17 protein-coding genes are annotated in these 17856 nt (G+C 65.9%); 8 read left to right on the plus strand and 9 right to left on the minus strand.

What is annotated here, in order from left to right:
• The first annotated feature begins 381 nt into the window (after positions 1 to 381).
• Genes AACH32_RS09775 through AACH32_RS09810 form a run of 8 tightly spaced genes read left to right on the plus strand, consistent with a single transcriptional unit; the run spans position 382 to position 9283 of the window.
• Positions 382 to 1455: a TRAP transporter substrate-binding protein gene (locus AACH32_RS09775; RefSeq protein ID WP_338606591.1), complete on the plus strand. Its 1074-nt coding sequence runs from the start codon at positions 382 to 384 to the stop codon at positions 1453 to 1455.
• A gap of 41 nt (positions 1456 to 1496) precedes the next feature.
• Complete coding sequence (locus AACH32_RS09780) at positions 1497 to 1985, plus strand: TRAP transporter small permease subunit (RefSeq protein ID WP_338606592.1); 489 nt, start codon at positions 1497 to 1499, stop codon at positions 1983 to 1985.
• On the plus strand, positions 1982 to 3295 hold the full coding sequence (locus AACH32_RS09785) for a TRAP transporter large permease (RefSeq protein WP_338606593.1): 1314 nt from the start codon (positions 1982 to 1984) through the stop codon (positions 3293 to 3295). The genes AACH32_RS09780 and AACH32_RS09785 overlap by 4 nt, the downstream gene beginning before the upstream one ends.
• A 14-nt stretch (positions 3296 to 3309) precedes the next feature.
• Positions 3310 to 3792, plus strand: a complete 483-nt coding sequence (locus AACH32_RS09790; RefSeq protein ID WP_338606594.1) for a (2Fe-2S)-binding protein — start codon at positions 3310 to 3312, stop codon at positions 3790 to 3792.
• A complete protein-coding gene (locus AACH32_RS09795) occupies positions 3789 to 4649 on the plus strand; it encodes an FAD binding domain-containing protein (protein WP_338606595.1) in 861 nt (286 codons plus the stop codon). Before AACH32_RS09790 ends, AACH32_RS09795 begins: the two co-directional genes overlap by 4 nt.
• Complete coding sequence (locus AACH32_RS09800; protein WP_338606596.1) at positions 4646 to 6907, plus strand: xanthine dehydrogenase family protein molybdopterin-binding subunit; 2262 nt, start codon at positions 4646 to 4648, stop codon at positions 6905 to 6907. The genes AACH32_RS09795 and AACH32_RS09800 overlap by 4 nt, the downstream gene beginning before the upstream one ends.
• On the plus strand, positions 6897 to 8420 hold the full coding sequence (locus tag AACH32_RS09805; RefSeq protein WP_338606597.1) for a 4Fe-4S binding protein: 1524 nt from the start codon (positions 6897 to 6899) through the stop codon (positions 8418 to 8420). The genes AACH32_RS09800 and AACH32_RS09805 overlap by 11 nt, the downstream gene beginning before the upstream one ends.
• Complete coding sequence (locus AACH32_RS09810; RefSeq protein ID WP_338606598.1) at positions 8402 to 9283, plus strand: hypothetical protein; 882 nt, start codon at positions 8402 to 8404, stop codon at positions 9281 to 9283. The genes AACH32_RS09805 and AACH32_RS09810 overlap by 19 nt, the downstream gene beginning before the upstream one ends.
• Here AACH32_RS09810 and yqeC read toward each other — a convergent pair.
• The 9 genes from yqeC to AACH32_RS09855 form a co-directional block, all read right to left on the minus strand.
• Positions 9280 to 10638 carry a selenium cofactor biosynthesis protein YqeC gene (yqeC, locus tag AACH32_RS09815; protein WP_338606599.1) on the minus strand — a complete coding sequence of 453 codons (1359 nt, stop codon included), beginning with the start codon at positions 10636 to 10638 and terminating at the stop codon, positions 9280 to 9282. The two genes, AACH32_RS09810 and yqeC, sit on opposite strands and share 4 nt — an antisense overlap.
• 18 nt (positions 10639 to 10656) lie before the next feature.
• The gene (queC, locus tag AACH32_RS09820) at positions 10657 to 11358 is read right to left on the minus strand and encodes a 7-cyano-7-deazaguanine synthase QueC (protein WP_338606600.1); all 702 of its coding nucleotides are present in this window, start codon (positions 11356 to 11358) and stop codon (positions 10657 to 10659) included.
• 10 nt (positions 11359 to 11368) lie between these two features.
• Positions 11369 to 11605 carry a NifU family protein gene (locus tag AACH32_RS09825; protein ID WP_338606601.1) on the minus strand — a complete coding sequence of 79 codons (237 nt, stop codon included), beginning with the start codon at positions 11603 to 11605 and terminating at the stop codon, positions 11369 to 11371.
• Between the two features lie 20 nt (positions 11606 to 11625).
• Entirely contained in the window at positions 11626 to 12684 is a 1059-nt protein-coding gene (locus tag AACH32_RS09830; RefSeq protein WP_338606602.1) for an Mrp/NBP35 family ATP-binding protein, read from the minus strand.
• 59 nt (positions 12685 to 12743) lie between these two features.
• The gene (locus AACH32_RS09835; protein WP_338606603.1) at positions 12744 to 13742 is read right to left on the minus strand and encodes a 2-hydroxyacyl-CoA dehydratase family protein; all 999 of its coding nucleotides are present in this window, start codon (positions 13740 to 13742) and stop codon (positions 12744 to 12746) included.
• Positions 13743 to 13751: 9 nt separating this feature from the next.
• Complete coding sequence (locus tag AACH32_RS09840; RefSeq protein ID WP_338606604.1) at positions 13752 to 15830, minus strand: acetate--CoA ligase family protein; 2079 nt, start codon at positions 15828 to 15830, stop codon at positions 13752 to 13754.
• Positions 15831 to 15954: 124 nt separating this feature from the next.
• Positions 15955 to 16737, minus strand: coding sequence for a DNA repair protein RecO (gene recO, locus AACH32_RS09845; RefSeq protein ID WP_338606605.1), 783 nt, complete (start codon positions 16735 to 16737; stop codon positions 15955 to 15957).
• Positions 16737 to 17594 carry an alpha/beta fold hydrolase gene (locus tag AACH32_RS09850; RefSeq protein ID WP_338606606.1) on the minus strand — a complete coding sequence of 286 codons (858 nt, stop codon included), beginning with the start codon at positions 17592 to 17594 and terminating at the stop codon, positions 16737 to 16739. Before AACH32_RS09850 ends, recO begins: the two co-directional genes overlap by 1 nt.
• 47 nt (positions 17595 to 17641) lie before the next feature.
• Positions 17642 to 17848, minus strand: coding sequence for a hypothetical protein (locus AACH32_RS09855; protein ID WP_338606607.1), 207 nt, complete (start codon positions 17846 to 17848; stop codon positions 17642 to 17644).
• Positions 17849 to 17856 lie beyond the last annotated feature (8 nt).

The following is a 17856-nucleotide window of genomic DNA, read 5'->3' on the forward strand; positions in this document are numbered from 1 at the left end:
AGCGCCATATTAAATATAAATTAAAAAATATACTATCTATTAAAAAGGTATTGGTCAAGGGCAAAAGGGATCACGTGGTCAGGTAATAACAAAATTGAAGCTTTTCCGCAGTTTCTCGGATAGTTGGCTGCGGATACCCTGCAACCGCTGATGACAATTTCCTTGACGTCTAGGAGATTTTAACTATATTTTAACATTTAAAGCAAATATTAATTTTACGCGAATTTGGCCCTCTTTGCCGCAAGGGAAGGGCGCATGACGACGAACAAACGATTTTACCATTGGCGTTTGGCTATGTTATGGCGCTTACACATGCGTGCCCTCCAGGGTGCGGAGGTCGGCGCTGGATCCATGTCACATTACTCAAGGAGGGCAATCTAGATGAGAAAGTCTGCTTGGTTGTTGGGCCTGTTCGCGGCGCTCATGATCTGCTTCGGCGGATTCACCGGCGCCAAGGCGGCTGACGAGAAAAAGAGCATCCATATCAAGTTCTCCACCTGGCATCCCCCGATGAGCCGCGAGGTGAAAACCGTATGGATTCCCATGCTGGAGGAACTCAAGAAACGCAGCAACGGCCGCATCACCTATACCCTCTATGCCGGCGGCGCCTTGGGCAAGGGCCCCGAGCACTTTGACATCGTCAAAAACGGCCTGGCCGACATGGGCTACTTTACCGCCACCTGGACCCCGGGCCGCTTCCCCCTCACCGACGTGCTGTCCATGGCAAGTTGGGTGGACGGCAAGGACCTGGCCGCCAACATCGGCAACCAGGTATACGAAAAGGCCCTGCAGGAAGAGTTCAAGGGCGTCAAGGTGCTGGAACTCAACGGCTGCATCCAGTCCTTCCTGTGGACCACCAAGCCGGTGCACACCCTGGAAGACCTGAAGGGCCTGAAGATCCGCACCCCCGGCGGCATGCAGACCGGCTACATCAAGTCCCTGGGCGCCCAGCCCGTGTTCATGCCCTTGGGCGACGTTTACCTGGCCATGGAGACCGGCACCATCGACGGTCTGGTCACCTGCCCCCCGCTGGTTCTGGCCTTCAAGCTCTATGAAGTGGCCAAGTACGGCGTCAAGGCCACCTTCGGCTGCGTGTCCGAAGGCGTGATCATGAACGAGAAGTTCTGGAACAACACTCCCCCGGATCTGCAGAAGATCATCGTGGAGGTGGTGGGCAACCCCTTCGCCACCACCCACGGTCTGGACAAGAAGACCTACGCCCAGATGATCACCGAGATCCAGGGCAAGGGCGTGAAGCTCTACACCCTGCCTCCCAAGGAGGAAGAGCGCTGGTTCACCCGCTTCCAGGAGGTCACCCGCAAGTGGGTGGCTGAAATGGAAAAGCAGGGCAAGCCCGCCAAGGAAGCCGTGATGATGTACACCAAGATCGTGGAGCAGGCCGGTTCCAAGTGCGTGGCCGCGCCCCCCGAGTGGCACACCGACGGAAAGAAGTAACAACCTCATCGGCAGGATCGTGCCCATGATCGGGAGTGGATATGCAAGCGTATGAGAACGTAAAGGCCTTTATCCAAAAGGTCACGCGAATACTGACCTACGTGGGCATGTTCCTGCTCATTCCCATGATGCTGTTGACGGCGGCCGAAGTGGTGGGCCGGGGCATTTGGTCCCGGCCCATCCCCGGCACCTTGGAGCTGTCCAGCTACATGCTGTCGATTTTTATCCTGCTGGGGCTGGCCTACACCCAGCAAGTCAGGGGTCACGTTAGGGTGACCATGTTCACCGACCGCCTGCCCGAGAAAGTGGCCCTGAGCATGGATGTCTTCACCACCCTGTTGAGCATCTTCATCATCGCCATGCTCTGCTGGCAAGGCTACAAGGTGGCCATGGAAGAGGTCTCGGTATCGGACATGCTGCGCGTCCCCCAGTATCCCTTCCGGATGCTGGTGGCGGTGGGAGCTTTTTTCCTGTGTCTGGAGTTGTTGTGCGATTTGGTGGACACCGTGCGCAGGCTGGCAGGTAAATGATGATTGATCCAGTAACCATAGGCGTAATCGGAACTATCGCCGTATTCGTGCTGCTGTTCCTGGGTATGCCCATTGCCTTCGCCTTGATGCTGGTGGGCTTCTCGGGCATAAGCATGTTGGCCTCGGTCGACGCCGCCTTGCCCAAGGTGGCCAGCACGGTGTGGGAAGTCTCGTCCTTCTACCCCTACACCGTCATTCCCTTGTTTATCGTAATGGGAGGTTTTGCCAGCAGCTCGGGACTTACCAGCGAGATGTACGGCACCTTTGACAAGTGGATGCGCCGTTTGCCCGGAGGTTTGGCCATAGCCACCATCGGGGCCTGTGGCGGCTTCTCGGCGGTTTCCGGCTCCTCGGTGGCCACCGCCGCGGCCATGGGCACCGTGGCCCTGCCGGAGATGAAGCGCTTCAATTACAAATCCAGCCTGGCGGCCGGGTCGGTGGCCGCGGGCGGCACCCTGGGCTTTTTGATCCCCCCCAGCATCGGCTTCGTGGTCTACGGCATGATCACCGAGCAATCCATCGGCAAGCTGTTGGTGGCGGGCATGTTGCCGGGCGTCGTGCTGGGCTTGGCCTACGTGGGCATCGTCATCGCCTGGGTCAAGATGTACCCCGATGCGGCCCCCACAAGCCCGGAGCGGGTGACCTGGGCCGAAAAGTTCGCCTCCCTCAAGGGCGTTTGGGAGCCTTTGGTGCTGTTCATGGTCGTCATGGGCGGCATCTACGCGGGATTCTTCACCCCCACCGAGGCCGGCGCGGTGGGCGCCACGGTCTTGTTCCTCGTGGCTCTCATCAAGAGGCGCCTTTCCTGGCAGGTGCTCATCGGGGCGCTGATCGAATCGGTGCGCATCTCGGTGATGGTGCTGTTTTTGGTGGCCGGAGCCAACGTGTTCAGCTACTTCCTGGCCCTGTCCACCATCCCCACCCAGGTGGCCGGCTGGGCGGCGAGCCTGGATGTCTCGCCCTACCTGATCCACACCGTCATCATCCTGATCTACCTTTTCCTGGGCTGCTTCCTGGACGCCATCTCCATGATGGTGCTCACCCTGCCGGTGATCTATCCCATCATCACCGCCTTGCACTTCGATCCCATCTGGTTCGGGGTCATCGCGGTGCTCATGATGGAGGCCGGTCTGATCACCCCGCCCATGGGCCTGAACATCTTCACCGTGGCGGGCGTTTCCCCGGACATAAAGCTGGAGACCATCTTCAAGGGGGTCGCTCCCTTCTTGCTGGCCATCTTCTTCGTGGCCTTTTTGATCACGGTCATCCCCGGCATCGCCACGCTTTTGCCCAACATGATGACCCGGTAGGGAGGTGTGTCCAAGTGGCGCTCAACTTCACTCTTAACGGCCATAAGGTGAGCCTGGAGGACGTGCCGGGCGAAGCCACCCTGTTGGAAGTGCTGCGCGGCCGCCTGGGCCTGTTGGGGGCCAAGGAGGGCTGCGGAGTGGGGGAGTGCGGCGCCTGCACCGTGCTCTTGGACGGCAAGGCCGTGGACTCCTGTCTAACCGCCGCCTGGCAGGCCGCCGGACGCCAAGTCGCCACCGTGGAGGGCTTGGCCGTCGGCGACGAGCTGCATCCCATGCAAAAAGGCTTCGTGGAAACCGGCGCGGTGCAGTGCGGCTTTTGCACGCCGGGCATGATCCTCACCGCCCTGGATTTGGTGGAGCAGAGCCCCGAGCCCAGCGACGAGCAGATACGCCGGGCCTTGTCGGGCAACCTGTGCCGCTGCACCGGTTACCATGACGTGGTGCGCGCCGTGCGCCGGGGAGCCAAGTACATGCGCGGAGAAGGGGAGGAGGCATGAGCCGCTTCCTGACCCCCGCCACGCTGCCCGAGGCCCTGGAGGCCCTGGCCCGGCCCGGCGCTAAGGTCTTGGCCGGAGGCACCGACCTGATGATCGCCCTGCGCCAGGCCCGCCTGGAAGGCGCGGCCCTGCCCGAGTTGCTGGTGGACGTGACCCGCCTGCCCGAGCTGAAGCGCCTGGAGCTGGACGGCTCCGCCTGCTACCTGGGGGCTGGTTTGACGTTCCGCTATCTGGAAGAAAGCCCGGAGGTGAACCGCCGCCTGCCGGTTTTGGCCCAGGCCGCCTCCAAGGTGGGCTGCCAACAGATTCGCCAGACCGGCACCATCGGGGGCAACGTGGCCAACGGCTCCCCGGCGGCGGACAGCCTCAGCGCCCTGGTGGCCCTGGACGCGGTGGCCGAGATCGCCTCCCAGGAGGGGGTGCGCCACTGCCCCTTGCCCGAGCTGATCACCGCGCCCAACCGGACCACGCTGGCCCCCGGCGAGCTGATCCTGGGCTACGCCGTCAGCCCGCCCCCCGAGCCCGAAGGCCAGGTGTTCCTCAAGGTGGGCCGCCGCCACGAGGTGGCGGTGGCGCGGCTCAACCTGGCCGCCTGCCTGGACCGCGCCATGAACGACCCCCGGGTGGTGCTGGGCTCCTGCTTTCCCTCTCCCCGCCGCCTGACCGACGTGGAGGAGCTTGTCAAGAGCGGCGAGCCGGGCCCCGCGCTTTGGCAGGCCGCCGGCGACAAGGCGGCCGGCCACTTCACCGACGTGTGCGGCTGGCGCTCATCGGCCACCTACAAGGTCCCGGCCATCACCCGGATAACCGCCCGGGCCCTAAGCCTGGCCTGGGCCGGCCTGGAGGAGCGCTCATGAGCCTGGGACAGAGCCTGATCCGGTTGGGCACCGAGGCCAAGGTGCGCGGCGAGACCCGCTACGGTTTTGACATGCCCCAGGATGGCGACCTGCAGATCGCCTGCGTGCGCGCCCCCAAGGCCCCGGCCCGCATCGTAAGCATCGACGCCCGCGGGGCCGAGGCCCTGCCCGGCGTGGTGCGGGTTTTCACCGCGGCCGACGTGCCCGGCGAGCACCGCCTGGGCATCATCGCGGTTACCCAGGACCAGGAGTTCCTGGCCCATGAGACGGTGCGCCAACCCTACCAGTGCGTGGCCTTCGTGGTGGCCGAAACCCTGGAAGCGGCCCGGGCCGGTGCCCGCGCGGTAGAGGTCGAATACGATTTCTCCCCCGGCGTCTATTCCTTTGACGAGGCCCTGGCCCCCGAGGCCCCCTTGGTGCAACCCGAGCATCCGGGCGGCAACCTGCTTCGGGAAAACAAGGTGCGCAAGGGGGACGCCGAGGCGGCCCTCAAGGATGCGGCCGTGGTGGTGGAGGCCACCTATACCACCGAGCGCCTGGAGCACTGCGCCATAGAGGTGGAAGGTGGCCGGGCCTGGTGGGAAGACGGCAAGGTGGTGGTCAAGGCCTGCTCCCAGAACCCCCACTACGACCAGGCCGACCTGGCCCGCTTCCTGGGGGTGGACGCGGACAAGGTGCGGGTGATTCAGGCCGAGACCGGCGGCGGCTTCGGGGGCAAACTGGACTTGTCCCTGCAACCCTTCCTGGCCCTGGCGGTGTGGCACCTCAAGCGCCCGGTGAGTCTGCGCTACAGCCGGGAAGAGTCCATCATGGCCACGGCCAAGCGCCACGCCCTGTGGATGCATTTCATCTCCGGGGCCGACGAACGGGGCAACATAACCGCCCTCAAGGCCACCCTCAACGGGGACACCGGGGCCTTCGCCTCCTACGGCCTGGCGGTGAACCAGCGGGCGGCGGTGCACGCCACCGGCCCCTACCGCACCCCCAACGTGGACATCGTGGCCCGCATGGCCTACACCAACAACACCTTCAACGGAGCCATGCGCGGTTTCGGCTGCCCCCAGGTGGCCCTGGCCCACGAGGCCCAGATGGACGCCATCGCCGCCGAGCTGGGCTTGGACCCCCTGGACCTGCGCAAGCAAAACGCCCTGCGCCAGGGCGACCACACCTGCACCGGCCAGTTGCTCAGGGCCGGGGTGGGCCTGCTGGAGTGCCTGGAGCGCATCGAGCCCATCTACCGCAAGTGGCAGGCCGAGGCCCGGCACACCGATGAGTACTACGAAGGCGTGGGCGTGGGGGCCATGTACTACGGCATCGGCAATACCGGAGCCTCCAACCCCTCCACCGCCCAGGTGGAATGGCTGCCCAGCGGCCGGGTGACCCTGTTCACCGGCGCGGCGGACATCGGCCAGGGCAGCGACACGGCCCTGCGCCAGATCGCCGCCGCCCGCTTGGGCCTGCCCGTGGAGCGGGTGGACGTGTGCCGGGGCGACACCGATCGGACCACCAACGCGGGGGCTACCTCGGCCAGCCGCCAGACCTATATCAGCGGCAACGCGGTGCTGGGCGCGGCGGCCAATTTAGAGATGCAGCTCTTGCAGGGGGCGCGGGAGATGCTCAAGGAGCGTCATCTGGAGGTGGAACTCAAGGGCGGTATGCTCACCACCGCCGACGGCCGGCAGATCGATCCCGCCGAGGTGGTGTGCCATTTGGCCAAGTCCGGCGCGCGGGCCATGGGCGACGGCCGCTTTGATCCCAACTTCACCACCCTGGACCCGGAGACCGGCCAGGGCCGTCCCTACGCGGCCTACGCCTACGCGGCCCAGTGCGCTCGCGTGCGGGTGGACCGGGCCAGCGCCATGGTCAAGGTCACCGACGTGGCCGCGGCCCACGACGTGGGCCGGGCGGTGAACCCCCGCGCGGTGGAAGGCCAGATCAGCGGCGGCGTGGTCATGGGCGTGGGCATGGCCCTCATGGAAGAATACATCCAGGGCCGCACCGACAACTTGCAGTCCTATCACATACCCACCGCGGCCGACGCGCCCAACATCACCCCGCTCATCGTGGAAGACCCCGAGCCCTCCGGTCCCTACGGGGCCAAGGGGGTGGGGGAGCCCGCCCTGATCCCCACCGCTCCGGCCATCGCCGGCGCCGTGGGCCGGGCCCTGGGCCGCCCCATGCGCCACCTGCCCATATCCCTGGAGCGGGTCATGGAGGCCCTCACCGCCGTTGAAGGAGACAAACACCGTGAAGATTGATCTGGAGCGCTGCAACGGCTGCGGACTGTGCGTAAAGGACTGCCCGGTGGCGGCCATATCCCTGCAAGACAAAAAAGCGGTCATCGGCCCCTCCTGCGTGGAGTGCCACACCTGTTTCCGGGTGTGCCCGCGCGGCGCGGCGCTGGACGAGCCGGTGCCCGTGGCCGGGGCCAAGGAATGCACCCACTGCCCGGTGGGCTGCCGCATTCCCGAGGGCCTTACCGGAGCCTGCGGCCGCTATAAAAACCAGGGCCATGAGCTGGTGCGCAGCCGCCCCTTGCTCACCTACGCCGAGGTGGCCGCCGAGGTGGGGCCCGAACCGGAGTTGCTGATCGAGCGCCCCAGCATCACCGCCATCGGGGCGGGGGGCACCTATCCCGACTACGTGCCCGCGCCCTATATCGTCAGCCACGAGCGCGACGGGGTGGAGGTGGTCACCGTGGTCACCGAGGCCCCGCTGTCCTACTCCGGGCTCAAGGTGAAGATCGACACCGACCTGGAGGTGGGCGAGGAAGGCGCGCCCATCACCTTCGAGGGCCGCACCGTGGGCATGGTGGAGACCGAGGAGTACGGCTCCAAGATGCTGGCCATCGGCGGGGTCAACCGCCTGACCGGGCGGCACGGCTTTGCCGCGGCCCGGGCGGTGGCGGCCATCGCCAACCGCGAGGCGGTGCGGCTCAAGGTCAAGGGCGGGGCCAAGCTGGAACTCCAGGTGGGCCAACCGCCGGTCATCGACGGCCAACTGGTGGAAAAAATGCGGGTGGGCTGCGGCTCGGCCTCGGCCGGGCTTTTCGCCACCTTCTTCCTGGACGCGGCCGACGAGGTGATCGTGCTGGACCAGCACATCACCAGCCTGTTCAGCCATCACGCGGCCGGGCGTTGCCTGGGCCTGGCTCCTGGCGGGGTGGAGCTTTGCTTCCAACGCTCCACGCCAGGGCGCTACTTCGGCACCCACGGCAAGGGCTGGGGCGGCACCGACCTGGCCGACCCCCTGGACATCGTGAAGCAGGTGGACACCGGCCTGACCAAGCCGGGATCGACCCTACTCATCACCGAGACCACCGGCCAGAACGCGGCCATGTACGTTTTGGGCGAGGACGGCAAGTTCGCCCCCACCGAGCTGAGCGACAAGGCCCAGCAGGCCGTGGCCGCCCTGGCCGAGACCTGCCAGCGCTCGCTGGTATCGGCGGTGTACGTGGGCGGGGCCGGAGGCTCGGCCCGGGCCGGTGTGGCTCGCTATCCCCTGCGCCTGACCCACGCGGTGCACGCGGCCAAGGCGGTGCTCACCTGCGGCGGGGCCAAGGTGTTCGTGCTGCCCGGGGGAGGCATCACCTTCTACGTGGACGTGGAAAAGGTGCGCTCCGGGGCCTTCACCTGGGTGCCCACCCCGGCCACGGTGGCCCCCATCGAATACACCATGCGCCTTAGCGACTACGAAGAGATGGGCGGCCATCTGGAAGCGGTGAAACCCTTCGCGGCCCAGGAACCGGTGCCATGGAACCGGTGCAAGTAATACGGCCCGACCTGGTCCTGGTGGACTGGGGCCCCATGACCCTGACCATAGCCGCTTGGCAAAACGACGAACCCCGCCCGGTGATGGCCGCCCAGGCCGCCCGGGCGGCTTTGCGTTGTCTCGCGGTGCTGGCCGAATTCCAAGGCTACATGCGCCGCCGGGTGCGCGAGCTGCCCGCCGGGCGGCCGCTGCCGCCGGTGGTGGAACGGGCGGCCCGGGCCTGCCGGGCGATTGACGGCGGGCTGACCCCCCTGGCGGCGGTGGCCGGGGCGGTGGCCGACGAGGTGGCTGATTTCGCCCTCAGCCTGGGAGCCGACCGGGTGGTGGTGAACAACGGCGGGGACATCGCGGTGCGCCTGTCGCCGGGGCAAACCCTCAAGGTGGGGGTGAAACCGCCGGACCGGGAAGCAGGGGAGGCCTCGCCGCTCATGGGGCGCCTGAACCTCCGCGGCGGTGACGGTATCGGCGGGGTGGCTTCCAGCGGTTGGCAGGGCCGCAGCCACAGCTCCGGCGTGGCCGATCTGGTCACGGTGTGGGCCGGGGACGCCGCCCTGGCCGATGCGGCGGCCACCTCCCTGGGCAACGCGGCCCAAGCCCAAGGCGCGCGCCAGGCTTCGGCCCGCGAGATCGACCCGGACAGCGGCCTGGGCGAGCAAAAGATCACCACCGCAGTGGAGCCTTTGCCCAGGGAGCAGCGGCTCGAGGCCCTGCGTGGGGCCCGCGAGGCGGCACTCCGCCTGCACCAGCGGGGGCTTATCAAGGGCTGCCTGGTGCTGGTGCAGGGTGAGGCCCTGCTTCTGGACCAAGACCAGCGAATCGCCTTGGCCGGGCCGGCTGCCTCGGGCAAACTTCTCGCCGCCTAATCCCCCTCCCGCAAAACCTGGCAAGCGCCCTGCAAAAAGCTGGTGAGCAGCACCCGCAGCGATGGGTCTTGTTGCCCGATAAGCTCGGCCACCTGGTTGGCGGCCTGTTCCGCGCCGGCCAGGTCGCCCTGGTTGAGCACCAACACCTTGCGGCAGCGGGCCGGGGCCTTCTTGAATAGACCCTTGGGGTGCAGGGCCAGCGCCGCCAAATGAGCCGCTTGCACCGGGTCGCCGGGCGCGGCGCCGCTCAGGGCGCACAGCTCCTTGGCTCCCGTGACGTGTTCCTCGTCCAGCGGCCGGCCCAGGGCGGCCAGGCCCACGACCCCTACCAGCAGAGTGGTGGATAGCGGAATGACCGGTTCATGGGAGCGAGGGGCCTTGAGGGGCAGGCGACGAGCTCCGTCCGCCTCCACCAGGATGAGCGGAACCAGGGCCGTCTCCCACAGCCAGTCCACGCTCTGGGGGGGCAGGCCTTTAAGCTTGATCCGCCCCTCCGTTGTTTTCGCTTCCGAGGCCACGGTTAGGCAGGCGCCGGGGGCCAGCAGCCGCTCGATGCGCTCGGGCAGCCAGTCCTCGTGGGGCTCGATAAGCACCGAGCCGCTGGGGCGAAAGACATGGGTGGTGGTGGTGGCCAGCACCGCCTTGCCGCGCATTGCCTGTTCGCTGGCCAGGGCCTCGATAAGGCTGGTCTTGCCTCCCGCCCCCACGACGCTTACCAAGTCGCCCCGCTCCAGCTCCAGCACCAGGCTAAAGCGGCCCCTGAGCGCCGCCTCGGCCCGGCCGAGCTGCCCGGGGGTGTCCACGTCCAGACCGGCCAGGGGAAAGTCGGGCGCAAGCGGCAAGACCTCGTCGCGGTACTTGTCCAGCACGCCGCGCCCCCCGGTGTCGCCGGTCAATTGCAGAAGCTCGGGCCAATAGCGGCGGTCGAACAGGGTAGGGGGAGAAAAGGAATCGGGTCCGGCCAGGGCGGCCAGGTCGTTGTCTTCCTCGGCGGCCTGCACAAAACGGTCGATGAGAGCTGATGAGATCAAGGGCTGGTCGGCCAGCAAGAACAGGGCGTGGCTTGGTTCATCGCCCAGGGCCCGCAGGCCCAGGCGCAGGGAAGAGGCCTGGCCGTCCTGGGGGTTGGGATTGACCACTACCTCGAGCTGGGGAAAGGCCTGGGTCAATTCCGCGGCCTGCTCCGCACCGGCCACCAGCACCACCCGGCCCAGGCGGGAGGCCAGGGCCGCCTCGACGCACCAAGCTATCAAGGGGCGCTCGGCCAGGGGGGCGGCGAGTTTCGCCCCGCCGAAGCGGGTGGCCAATCCGGCGGCCAGAATTACGCCGGCGACTTCACTCTGGGGTAAAGCCATGGCAGCTGCCTCACAAGGTCAGGGGGCTAAAACCGGATCGGAAACCCCGGCCTCGGCAAAGCCCTTGGCCCTGAGCAAACAGGAGTCGCACTGGCCGCAGGGTCTGCCGTCCGGGGCGGGGTCGTAACAGGAATGGGTCAGGCCGTAGTCCACCCCCAGCTTGAGCCCGGCTTCGATTATCTGGGCCTTGCTCAGGCGGATCAAGGGCGCGTGCACCTTGATGCGCCGCCCCTGGGTGGTGGACATCTTGGTGGCCAGGTTGGCCATGTTTTCAAAGGCCATGATGAACTCGGGGCGGCAATCGGGATAGCCCGAATAGTCCAGGGCGTTGACCCCGATGAACAGGTCGGTGCTGTCCAGGGTCTCGGCCCAGGCCAGGGCCAGGGAGAGGAACACGGTGTTGCGCGCCGGCACGTAGGTGACCGGTATCTCGCCGGACATGTCGTCCTCGGAGCGGCCCTTGGGCACCTCGATGTCGGCGGTGAGGGCCGAGCCGCCAAAGGCGCTCAGGTCCACCCCGATCTCCCGGTGTTGGGCCGCGCCCAGGGCCCGGGCCACCCGCCGGGCCGCCTGAAGCTCCACCTGGTGCCGTTGGCCGTAGACGACGCTCAGGGCGTAACATTCGTAACCCTGGGCCCGGGCCATGGCCAGGCAGGTGGTGGAGTCCAGGCCGCCGGAGAGAAGCACCACGGCCTTGGGTTTGCCGTCGCTGGAAACCATGAGCCTCTTGCTACATCAACGCTTCCACCCGGTTGATGCCGGGCAGTTGCTCCTTGAGGGACTTCTCGATGATCTCCTTGAGGGTGACGTTGGCCGAGGCGCATCCCGAACAGGCGCCCATCAGGCGCACCAGGACCACTCCTTGGTCGTTCACTCCCACCAAGTCCACGTTGCCGCCGTGCTTCTTGAGCTCGGCGCGGGCCGCATCCAGGGCCTTTTCCACCGCTTCGCGGGATACCTCGGCCATGTCTAAGCCTCCCTAGCTAATCAGTCCTGGCTTTGCAACTGGGCCATCACCTTTTTGGCCAGCTCCCGGTAGGGCTCGCCGGCCGGGCTCTCCAAGACGGTCTTGGGCTGGCCCAGGTCGGCCAACTGGCGCAAGGTCGGGTCCAGGGGTATTTCGCCCAGGTAGGGCACGCCCAGCTTTTCGCACAAGGGCTTTACCGAGCCGTGGCCGAAAATCTCGTGGCGGCTGCCGCAGTCCGGGCAGTTGAAGTAACTCATGTTCTCCACGATGCCCATGAGCGGCGCGTTCACCTGGCGGAACATGTCCACGCCCTTGATGGCGTCGGTCAGGGCCACGTCCTGGGGCGTGGTCACCACCACCGCTCCGGTGATGGGCACTTCCTGGGCCATGCTGATCTGCACGTCGCCGGTGCCGGGAGGGAGGTCCAGAATCAACACGTCCAAGGGAGCCCAGGCCACCTCGTGCAAAAGCTGGCGCACCGCCTTCATCACCAAGGGGCCGCGCCAGATGAGGGCGGTGTCGGCCTTGATGAGAAATCCCACCGACATGGCCTTGAGGCCATGGGCCATGATGGGAGCGATCTTGTCGCCCACCGCGTCCGGCTGAACTCCGGTTACTCCCAGCATCATGGGCACGGAGGGGCCGTAAAGGTCAAGGTCCAGGATGCCCACTTTGAGCCCCTGGCTGGACAGGGCCATGGCCAGGTTGACCGCCACGGTGGATTTGCCCACTCCGCCTTTGCCCGAAGCCACGGGCACCACCCACTTTACGCCGTCGATGGCGTGGGGCCCTTTTTCTTCTTGCTTCTTGGGCTGGGGCGGTTCGGGGGAATGCACCTCCACCTCGGCCACGCCGGTGGCCTCGCGCACCATGGCCGCGATCTGGTTTTCCAACTCTTCGCGAACCTCGGGCGGGGCGGAAACCGGGCGCAATTGGATTACGGCTTTGCCTTCCAACAAGCGGGCCTCGGTGACCAACTGCATGGACAAAATGTCCATGTCAAATCCGGGGTAACGCACCTTTTTGAGCGGCGCTTCCAATTCCTGATCAATGGGGAACTCTTGGTTCTTATCGGACATGATCGCTCCAATCATATGGCGGTGGGAATTTGCTCAAAAGAATACCAGGCGTGGGAGATTCAGCCCAATACCTCCACAAAGGCCTCCAACCTCAGACGGGTGCGGCCGTCCACCGGTGCGTATTGGTCGCCTTCCAGGGTGAGCAGGGGCAGACCCAGCTCGCGGCGCAGCACCAAATCCTGCATCTGCCGCCAGCAAAAGCTCTGTGTGTAATGAATAAGCCCGTCCAGCCTTCGGCGCAAGGCCTCCCGCTTTATATCCGCCAACCGAGCCCCCACCTCGTAGGGATAGGTGTAGCGGGCGTATTGCTCGGCCAGGCTATCCACGGAGGCTTGCTCGCCGTCCAGCATGGCGAACTGGCGGGGCACCTCGTTGAATACCACCCCCGCGCCCAGCTCTTCCAAGGTCTCGTGCAAGCCGCTGATGATGGGCGGCACGCCCAACAGCCCCAGGCGCACCGGGTGACGGCGCGGCGCGCGGGCCTCGGCCTGGTCCAGAAAACGGCTCAGGCGTCTGGCGAAATCCTGATGGTCGCCGTCAAAATCACTGGCGCTGACCAGCCAAAGGTGGTTTTCCCCGCCGCTGACCTTGCCCTCTTGCCAGGTGAGCCGGTCCAGGCGCTCCAGATCGGCCCGCAGGGGGACCAGCTCCCGGCGTATGGCCTCGGCCCGCTCCAGGCCGGCCCCCAGTTGCTGGGCCAGCCGCTGGATGGCCGAAGCCATGGCCTGGGGGTCGTTTTGGGCGGGGTAGTCAAAGGGCACCACCCGACGACCCGCCCGACTGAGCAGCTCCATGAGCGCGTGGGTATTGGAACAGTCGCCCCGGGTGACCCCCACCAGGGCGCCCACCTCGGGGTGCTCCAGGCACCAGGCGTACATGCCCTTGATCCAGGCGCACAGGGTGCGGGGCAGGCCTTGCTCCTCGGCCCGGCGCACCAGACCCTCGGGATCGGGGTAGGTGACGAAACGGTTGTTGAGGTCCACCGGGGTCCAACCCCCGGCCAGGGCCACCTCCACCGGAATGGTGGAGGTAATGCCCAACTGGCGAGACGCCGACAAGATTCGGCCCTAGTGGCCCGGCTTGGGCAGGTCGCCCGCCACCCGCACCCGGGCGTCCACGGCCATGACTCCGCCGGGGCCGGCCAGCAAGGGATTCACGTCCAACTCGGCTATGGCGGGCATCCGGTCGGCCAGGATGGCCAGACGCATCACCGCCTCCAACAAGGCGGCGCGGCTCACCGGCGGCCGGCCGCGAAATCCCTTGAGCAACGCGGCGCCCTTGAGCTCGTCCATCATCTGGCCCGCCTCGTTGTCGTCCACCGGGGCCAGGCGCAGGCTGACGTCGCCCAGGGCCTCGGCCGTAACCCCGCCCAGGCCCAACAGCACCACCGGCCCGAAGCCGGGATCGCGCTTGATGCCCATGATCAGTTCCTGGCCGCCCCCGATCTGCTGCATAACCACCAGGCGCTGGGGCTTGAGTCGATCCATCATTTTTTGGGCCGCCGCGCGCACCGCCTCGGCGTCCTCCAAGCCCAGCACCACGCCGCCGGCCTCGGTCTTGTGCAAGAGCTCGGCGCCGCCCACCGCCTTGAGCACCACGGGATAGCCCAGGGTCTCGGCCGCGTGCACCGCGTCCTCGGCGTCCAGGGCGGTGACAAAAGGAGCCACGGGAATGCGGGCCGCGTTGAGCAGGTGCAGGGCCTCGGGAAGATCCAGCCAACCGTCGGGACCGGCCGAAGCCAGCAGGCGCTGGGCCATGTCCTGGTCAAAGCCCTCGGCGCAGCCCAGGCGGTCGGTCACGGGGATGCCACCCGCCTTTTGGGAGCAGGACAGGGCCAGGATGCCTTCCTCGGCAAAGGGGAACAAGGGTATGGAGGAGAGCTTGGCCGCTTCTATCATCTCCTCGGGATCGACCAAGAGGACCAAGGCCACCGGCTTGCCGGCCTGCTTGCACAACTCGCCCACCTTGGCCACGAACTGGCGCGACACTTCCACCTCGGGGCCCCGGTAGCCGTGCACCATGACCACAGCGTCAAAATCTTCCTGGGCCAGGGCGTTCTTCACTATGTCCACGTACAGCTCGAAGTGGAACAGATCGCCCAGGTCCAGGGGGTTCTGCAAATGAATCACCGAGGCCCGGGTGGCCTCCTGGATGGGGGCCAAATATTCCTCGGGAAAGGGGGGCAGCACCATGTCGTGGCGGAAGGCCGCGTCCGCGGACACCACGGCGTGGCCACCGGAGCGCGAGATGATGGCCAGGCGGCGGCCCTTGGGCTTGGGCAGGCTCAGGCCCTTCACGATCTGCATGCACTCGTGCACCGTGTGGGCCCTTATGGCGCCGGCTTGCTTGAGGGCCGCGTCCACCACCGCGTCGTCGTTGGCCAGGGCCGCGGTGTGGCTGCTGGCAATGGCGTGGCTGGTGGCGCCGATGTTGGACTTGTGCACCACCACCGGCTTGGAGGTGGAGCGTATCAGGTCGTACAGGGCCCGTCCGTCCACGATGGATTCCAGATACAGCAGGATGGCCTCGGTCTGGGGGTCGTCCACCAGATAGGCCAACAGATCGCGCTCGTTGACGTTGAGCTTGTTGCCCATGCTGCAAAACTTGGCCACGCCCACCTTGTTTTCCGAGCAGCCGTGCAGATAGGTGAGCCCTATGCCGCCGCTTTGGGCCAGGATGGACAGGCCGCCGGGACGGATGGGGCGGTCCAGCAGGGGGAAGGGCACCGAGAGCTTGGATTCGGTGCAGATGACTCCGATGCAGTTGGGGCCGATGAAGCGCATGCCGTATTTCCGGCTGGCCTCCACGATCTGGTTTTCCAGGGAGCGCCGGTCGTCGGCCAGCTCCCGGAAGCCGCCCGTCTCGATGACCATGCGTTTGACGCCCTTTTGGCCGCAGTCTTCCACCAGGCCGGGCACCGTTGCCGCGGGGGTGAGGACCACCGCCAGGTCGGGCGTCTGGGGCAGCTCGGCCACGCTGGAGTAGATGGGGCGCCCACCCAATTCGCCGCCCTTGGGCGACACCAGGAAGATTTCTCCGGGGAAGCCGATGTTCTCCAGGTTGGCCAGGATGTTGCGGCCCATGTTGCCGGGCCGGGGGGAGACGCCAAGGATGGCCACCGATGAGGGGTAAAAGAACTGCTTCATGCTACCTCGCTGGAATGTGCAGGCGTGCGGCGCCGGTAAATTACCATAGCTTGTAACTATCCACCCAGGGGCGGGGAATTTCAATAAACCACCGGGGAGGGCGGGTGTCAATATGAATGGTGGTTCAGCGCCCGGAAGGGCTGCCGGAGACTCGCAGGGAGCGCAGGGCCAGCCCCAGGCTGGGCAGATCGTGGCCCACCACCTCCCGCCAAAAATCGGCCAAAAATCCCAACGCCAGGGGGGCCTGCCCGGCGGGAAGGCGCAGGCGCGAAAGGGCTTGGGGTTCCAGATCGCGGGCGGCGGCCAAAAACTTCACCAGGCCGGGCGGCGCCTGGTGGTCGCGGTGCCCCGGTGGACAGGAGGGGCACACCAGGCCCCCGCCCAGGCTGAGCCGCGCGCTTTTCATCTGCTCCAGGGGGCGGCCGCAATGCAGGCAAGCGTCCAGGTTCAGGCCGTAGCCCAAGCGGTCCAGCAGGCGCACCAAAAAGACGGCCAGGCCCGCGCCCAACTCGGCCGGGGTGTCGCCCGTTTCCAGGCGGGCCAGGACGGCCAGGGCCAGTTCCAGGGCCCCGCTTTGGGGCGATTGCACCGGGGTGGCCCGCAGCAGCAGCTCCAGCACTGGCCCGGCAGCCAGCAGGCGGCGGTAGTCCTGGCGCAGCCCCACGTGGGAAGCCATCACCTTGGCCGAGGCCAGGCGCCAAAGGTCGGGGCTCTTGGTGGGCTCCAGATTCATTTCCAAAAGATGAGTCTCGAGCAGAACCCCGAAAAAACGCTGTTTGGAGCGCTTGCCCCCCTTGGCCACGGCGGTGAGGCGTCCCATGGGCTCGGTAAACACATCGAGCATGAGGTCGCTTTCGCCCAGGGGACGCAAGCGTAGCACCAGGCCGGGGAGGGCGGAGGGAGGCACTAATCCAGGCCTTTTAAAAAATCACGCACCAGGGAGACTAACTCCGGAACCATGGTGTAGACGGGCATGTGGCCGCAGGGCAGGGACTCCCAGCGAGCCCCGGTGGGCAGTTGGGCGTAAAGGCGCTGGATTTCCACCGGAGGCACTACCTGATCCTGTTCACCCTGCACCAACAGAACCGGTGTTTGTATCTCATGCAGACGCGGCCAAACCGGCTGATCCAAAATGGCCACCCCCGAGCGAACCAGGGAGCGTTCCAGCAGGGGCCGCTCCGGCCCCATCCACTGGGCACGCACCCGGCGGGTCAACTCCAAGCGCGCGGGGTGGCGGGGATCGCCAAAAATGGCGCGGGTGGACAGGTTGATCATCCAGGGCTCGAAAAAGCGGAGCCTCTGGTTTTTGTTCACCAGCACTTTTTCCAAAAATCCTTTCCAGCCGCTGGCCCCGTCGTGCCCCCCGGCCGGGCAAACCGCCACCAGCGAACGCAGCAACCCCGGGCGCTCCAGGGCCAGGGAGAACACCACTTGTCCGCCCATGGAATGGCCAAGCCAGTGCGCGCGCTCCACTCCCAAGTTTTTCGCCGCCTGGCTCAGGACTTGGGCGTAAAAACCGGGGCCGTAGGGCAGGTCGGGCTTGTCGGAGTAGCCGGAGCCGGGCAGATCGGGGATCAACAGGGAGAAATCGTCCGCCAACCGAGAAGCCATGGGCAGAAAATCGTGACAGCTGCCTCCCAAACCATGCACCATGAAAAGAGGCGGCCCGCTTCCTCCGGCGACCAGGTGCAGTTGCCCCCAATCAAAAGAAATACGGTAACTGTCTAGACCCGAAGGAAGCGCTGGTGAATTATTGCGGCCCATTCAATTGTCCTTTTTTGTTGCCGCGAACTACGGCGGCTAGTATTTTCTTAATTAGTCGGAATTGTTATGCGCAACCAACATGCAGCCATTCTAACCCAAATCATCGTATACAGCAGGTTGGCAAGCTGAATTTCGCACTTGAAAGGCATTATGTCAGCAAAATCCACAGGCAAGAAAAAGGCTTCTGCCCCTCGGAAAAAGCCCCAGGCTAAAAAAGCGCCGGCCAAGCCGAGCAAGGGCAAGGTCTCTGCCAAGGGCGAGG

Origin of the sequence: Desulfoferula mesophila (assembly GCF_037076455.1) — a bacterium.
Taxonomy (GTDB): Bacteria; Desulfobacterota; Desulfarculia; order Desulfarculales; family Desulfarculaceae; genus Desulfoferula; species Desulfoferula mesophila.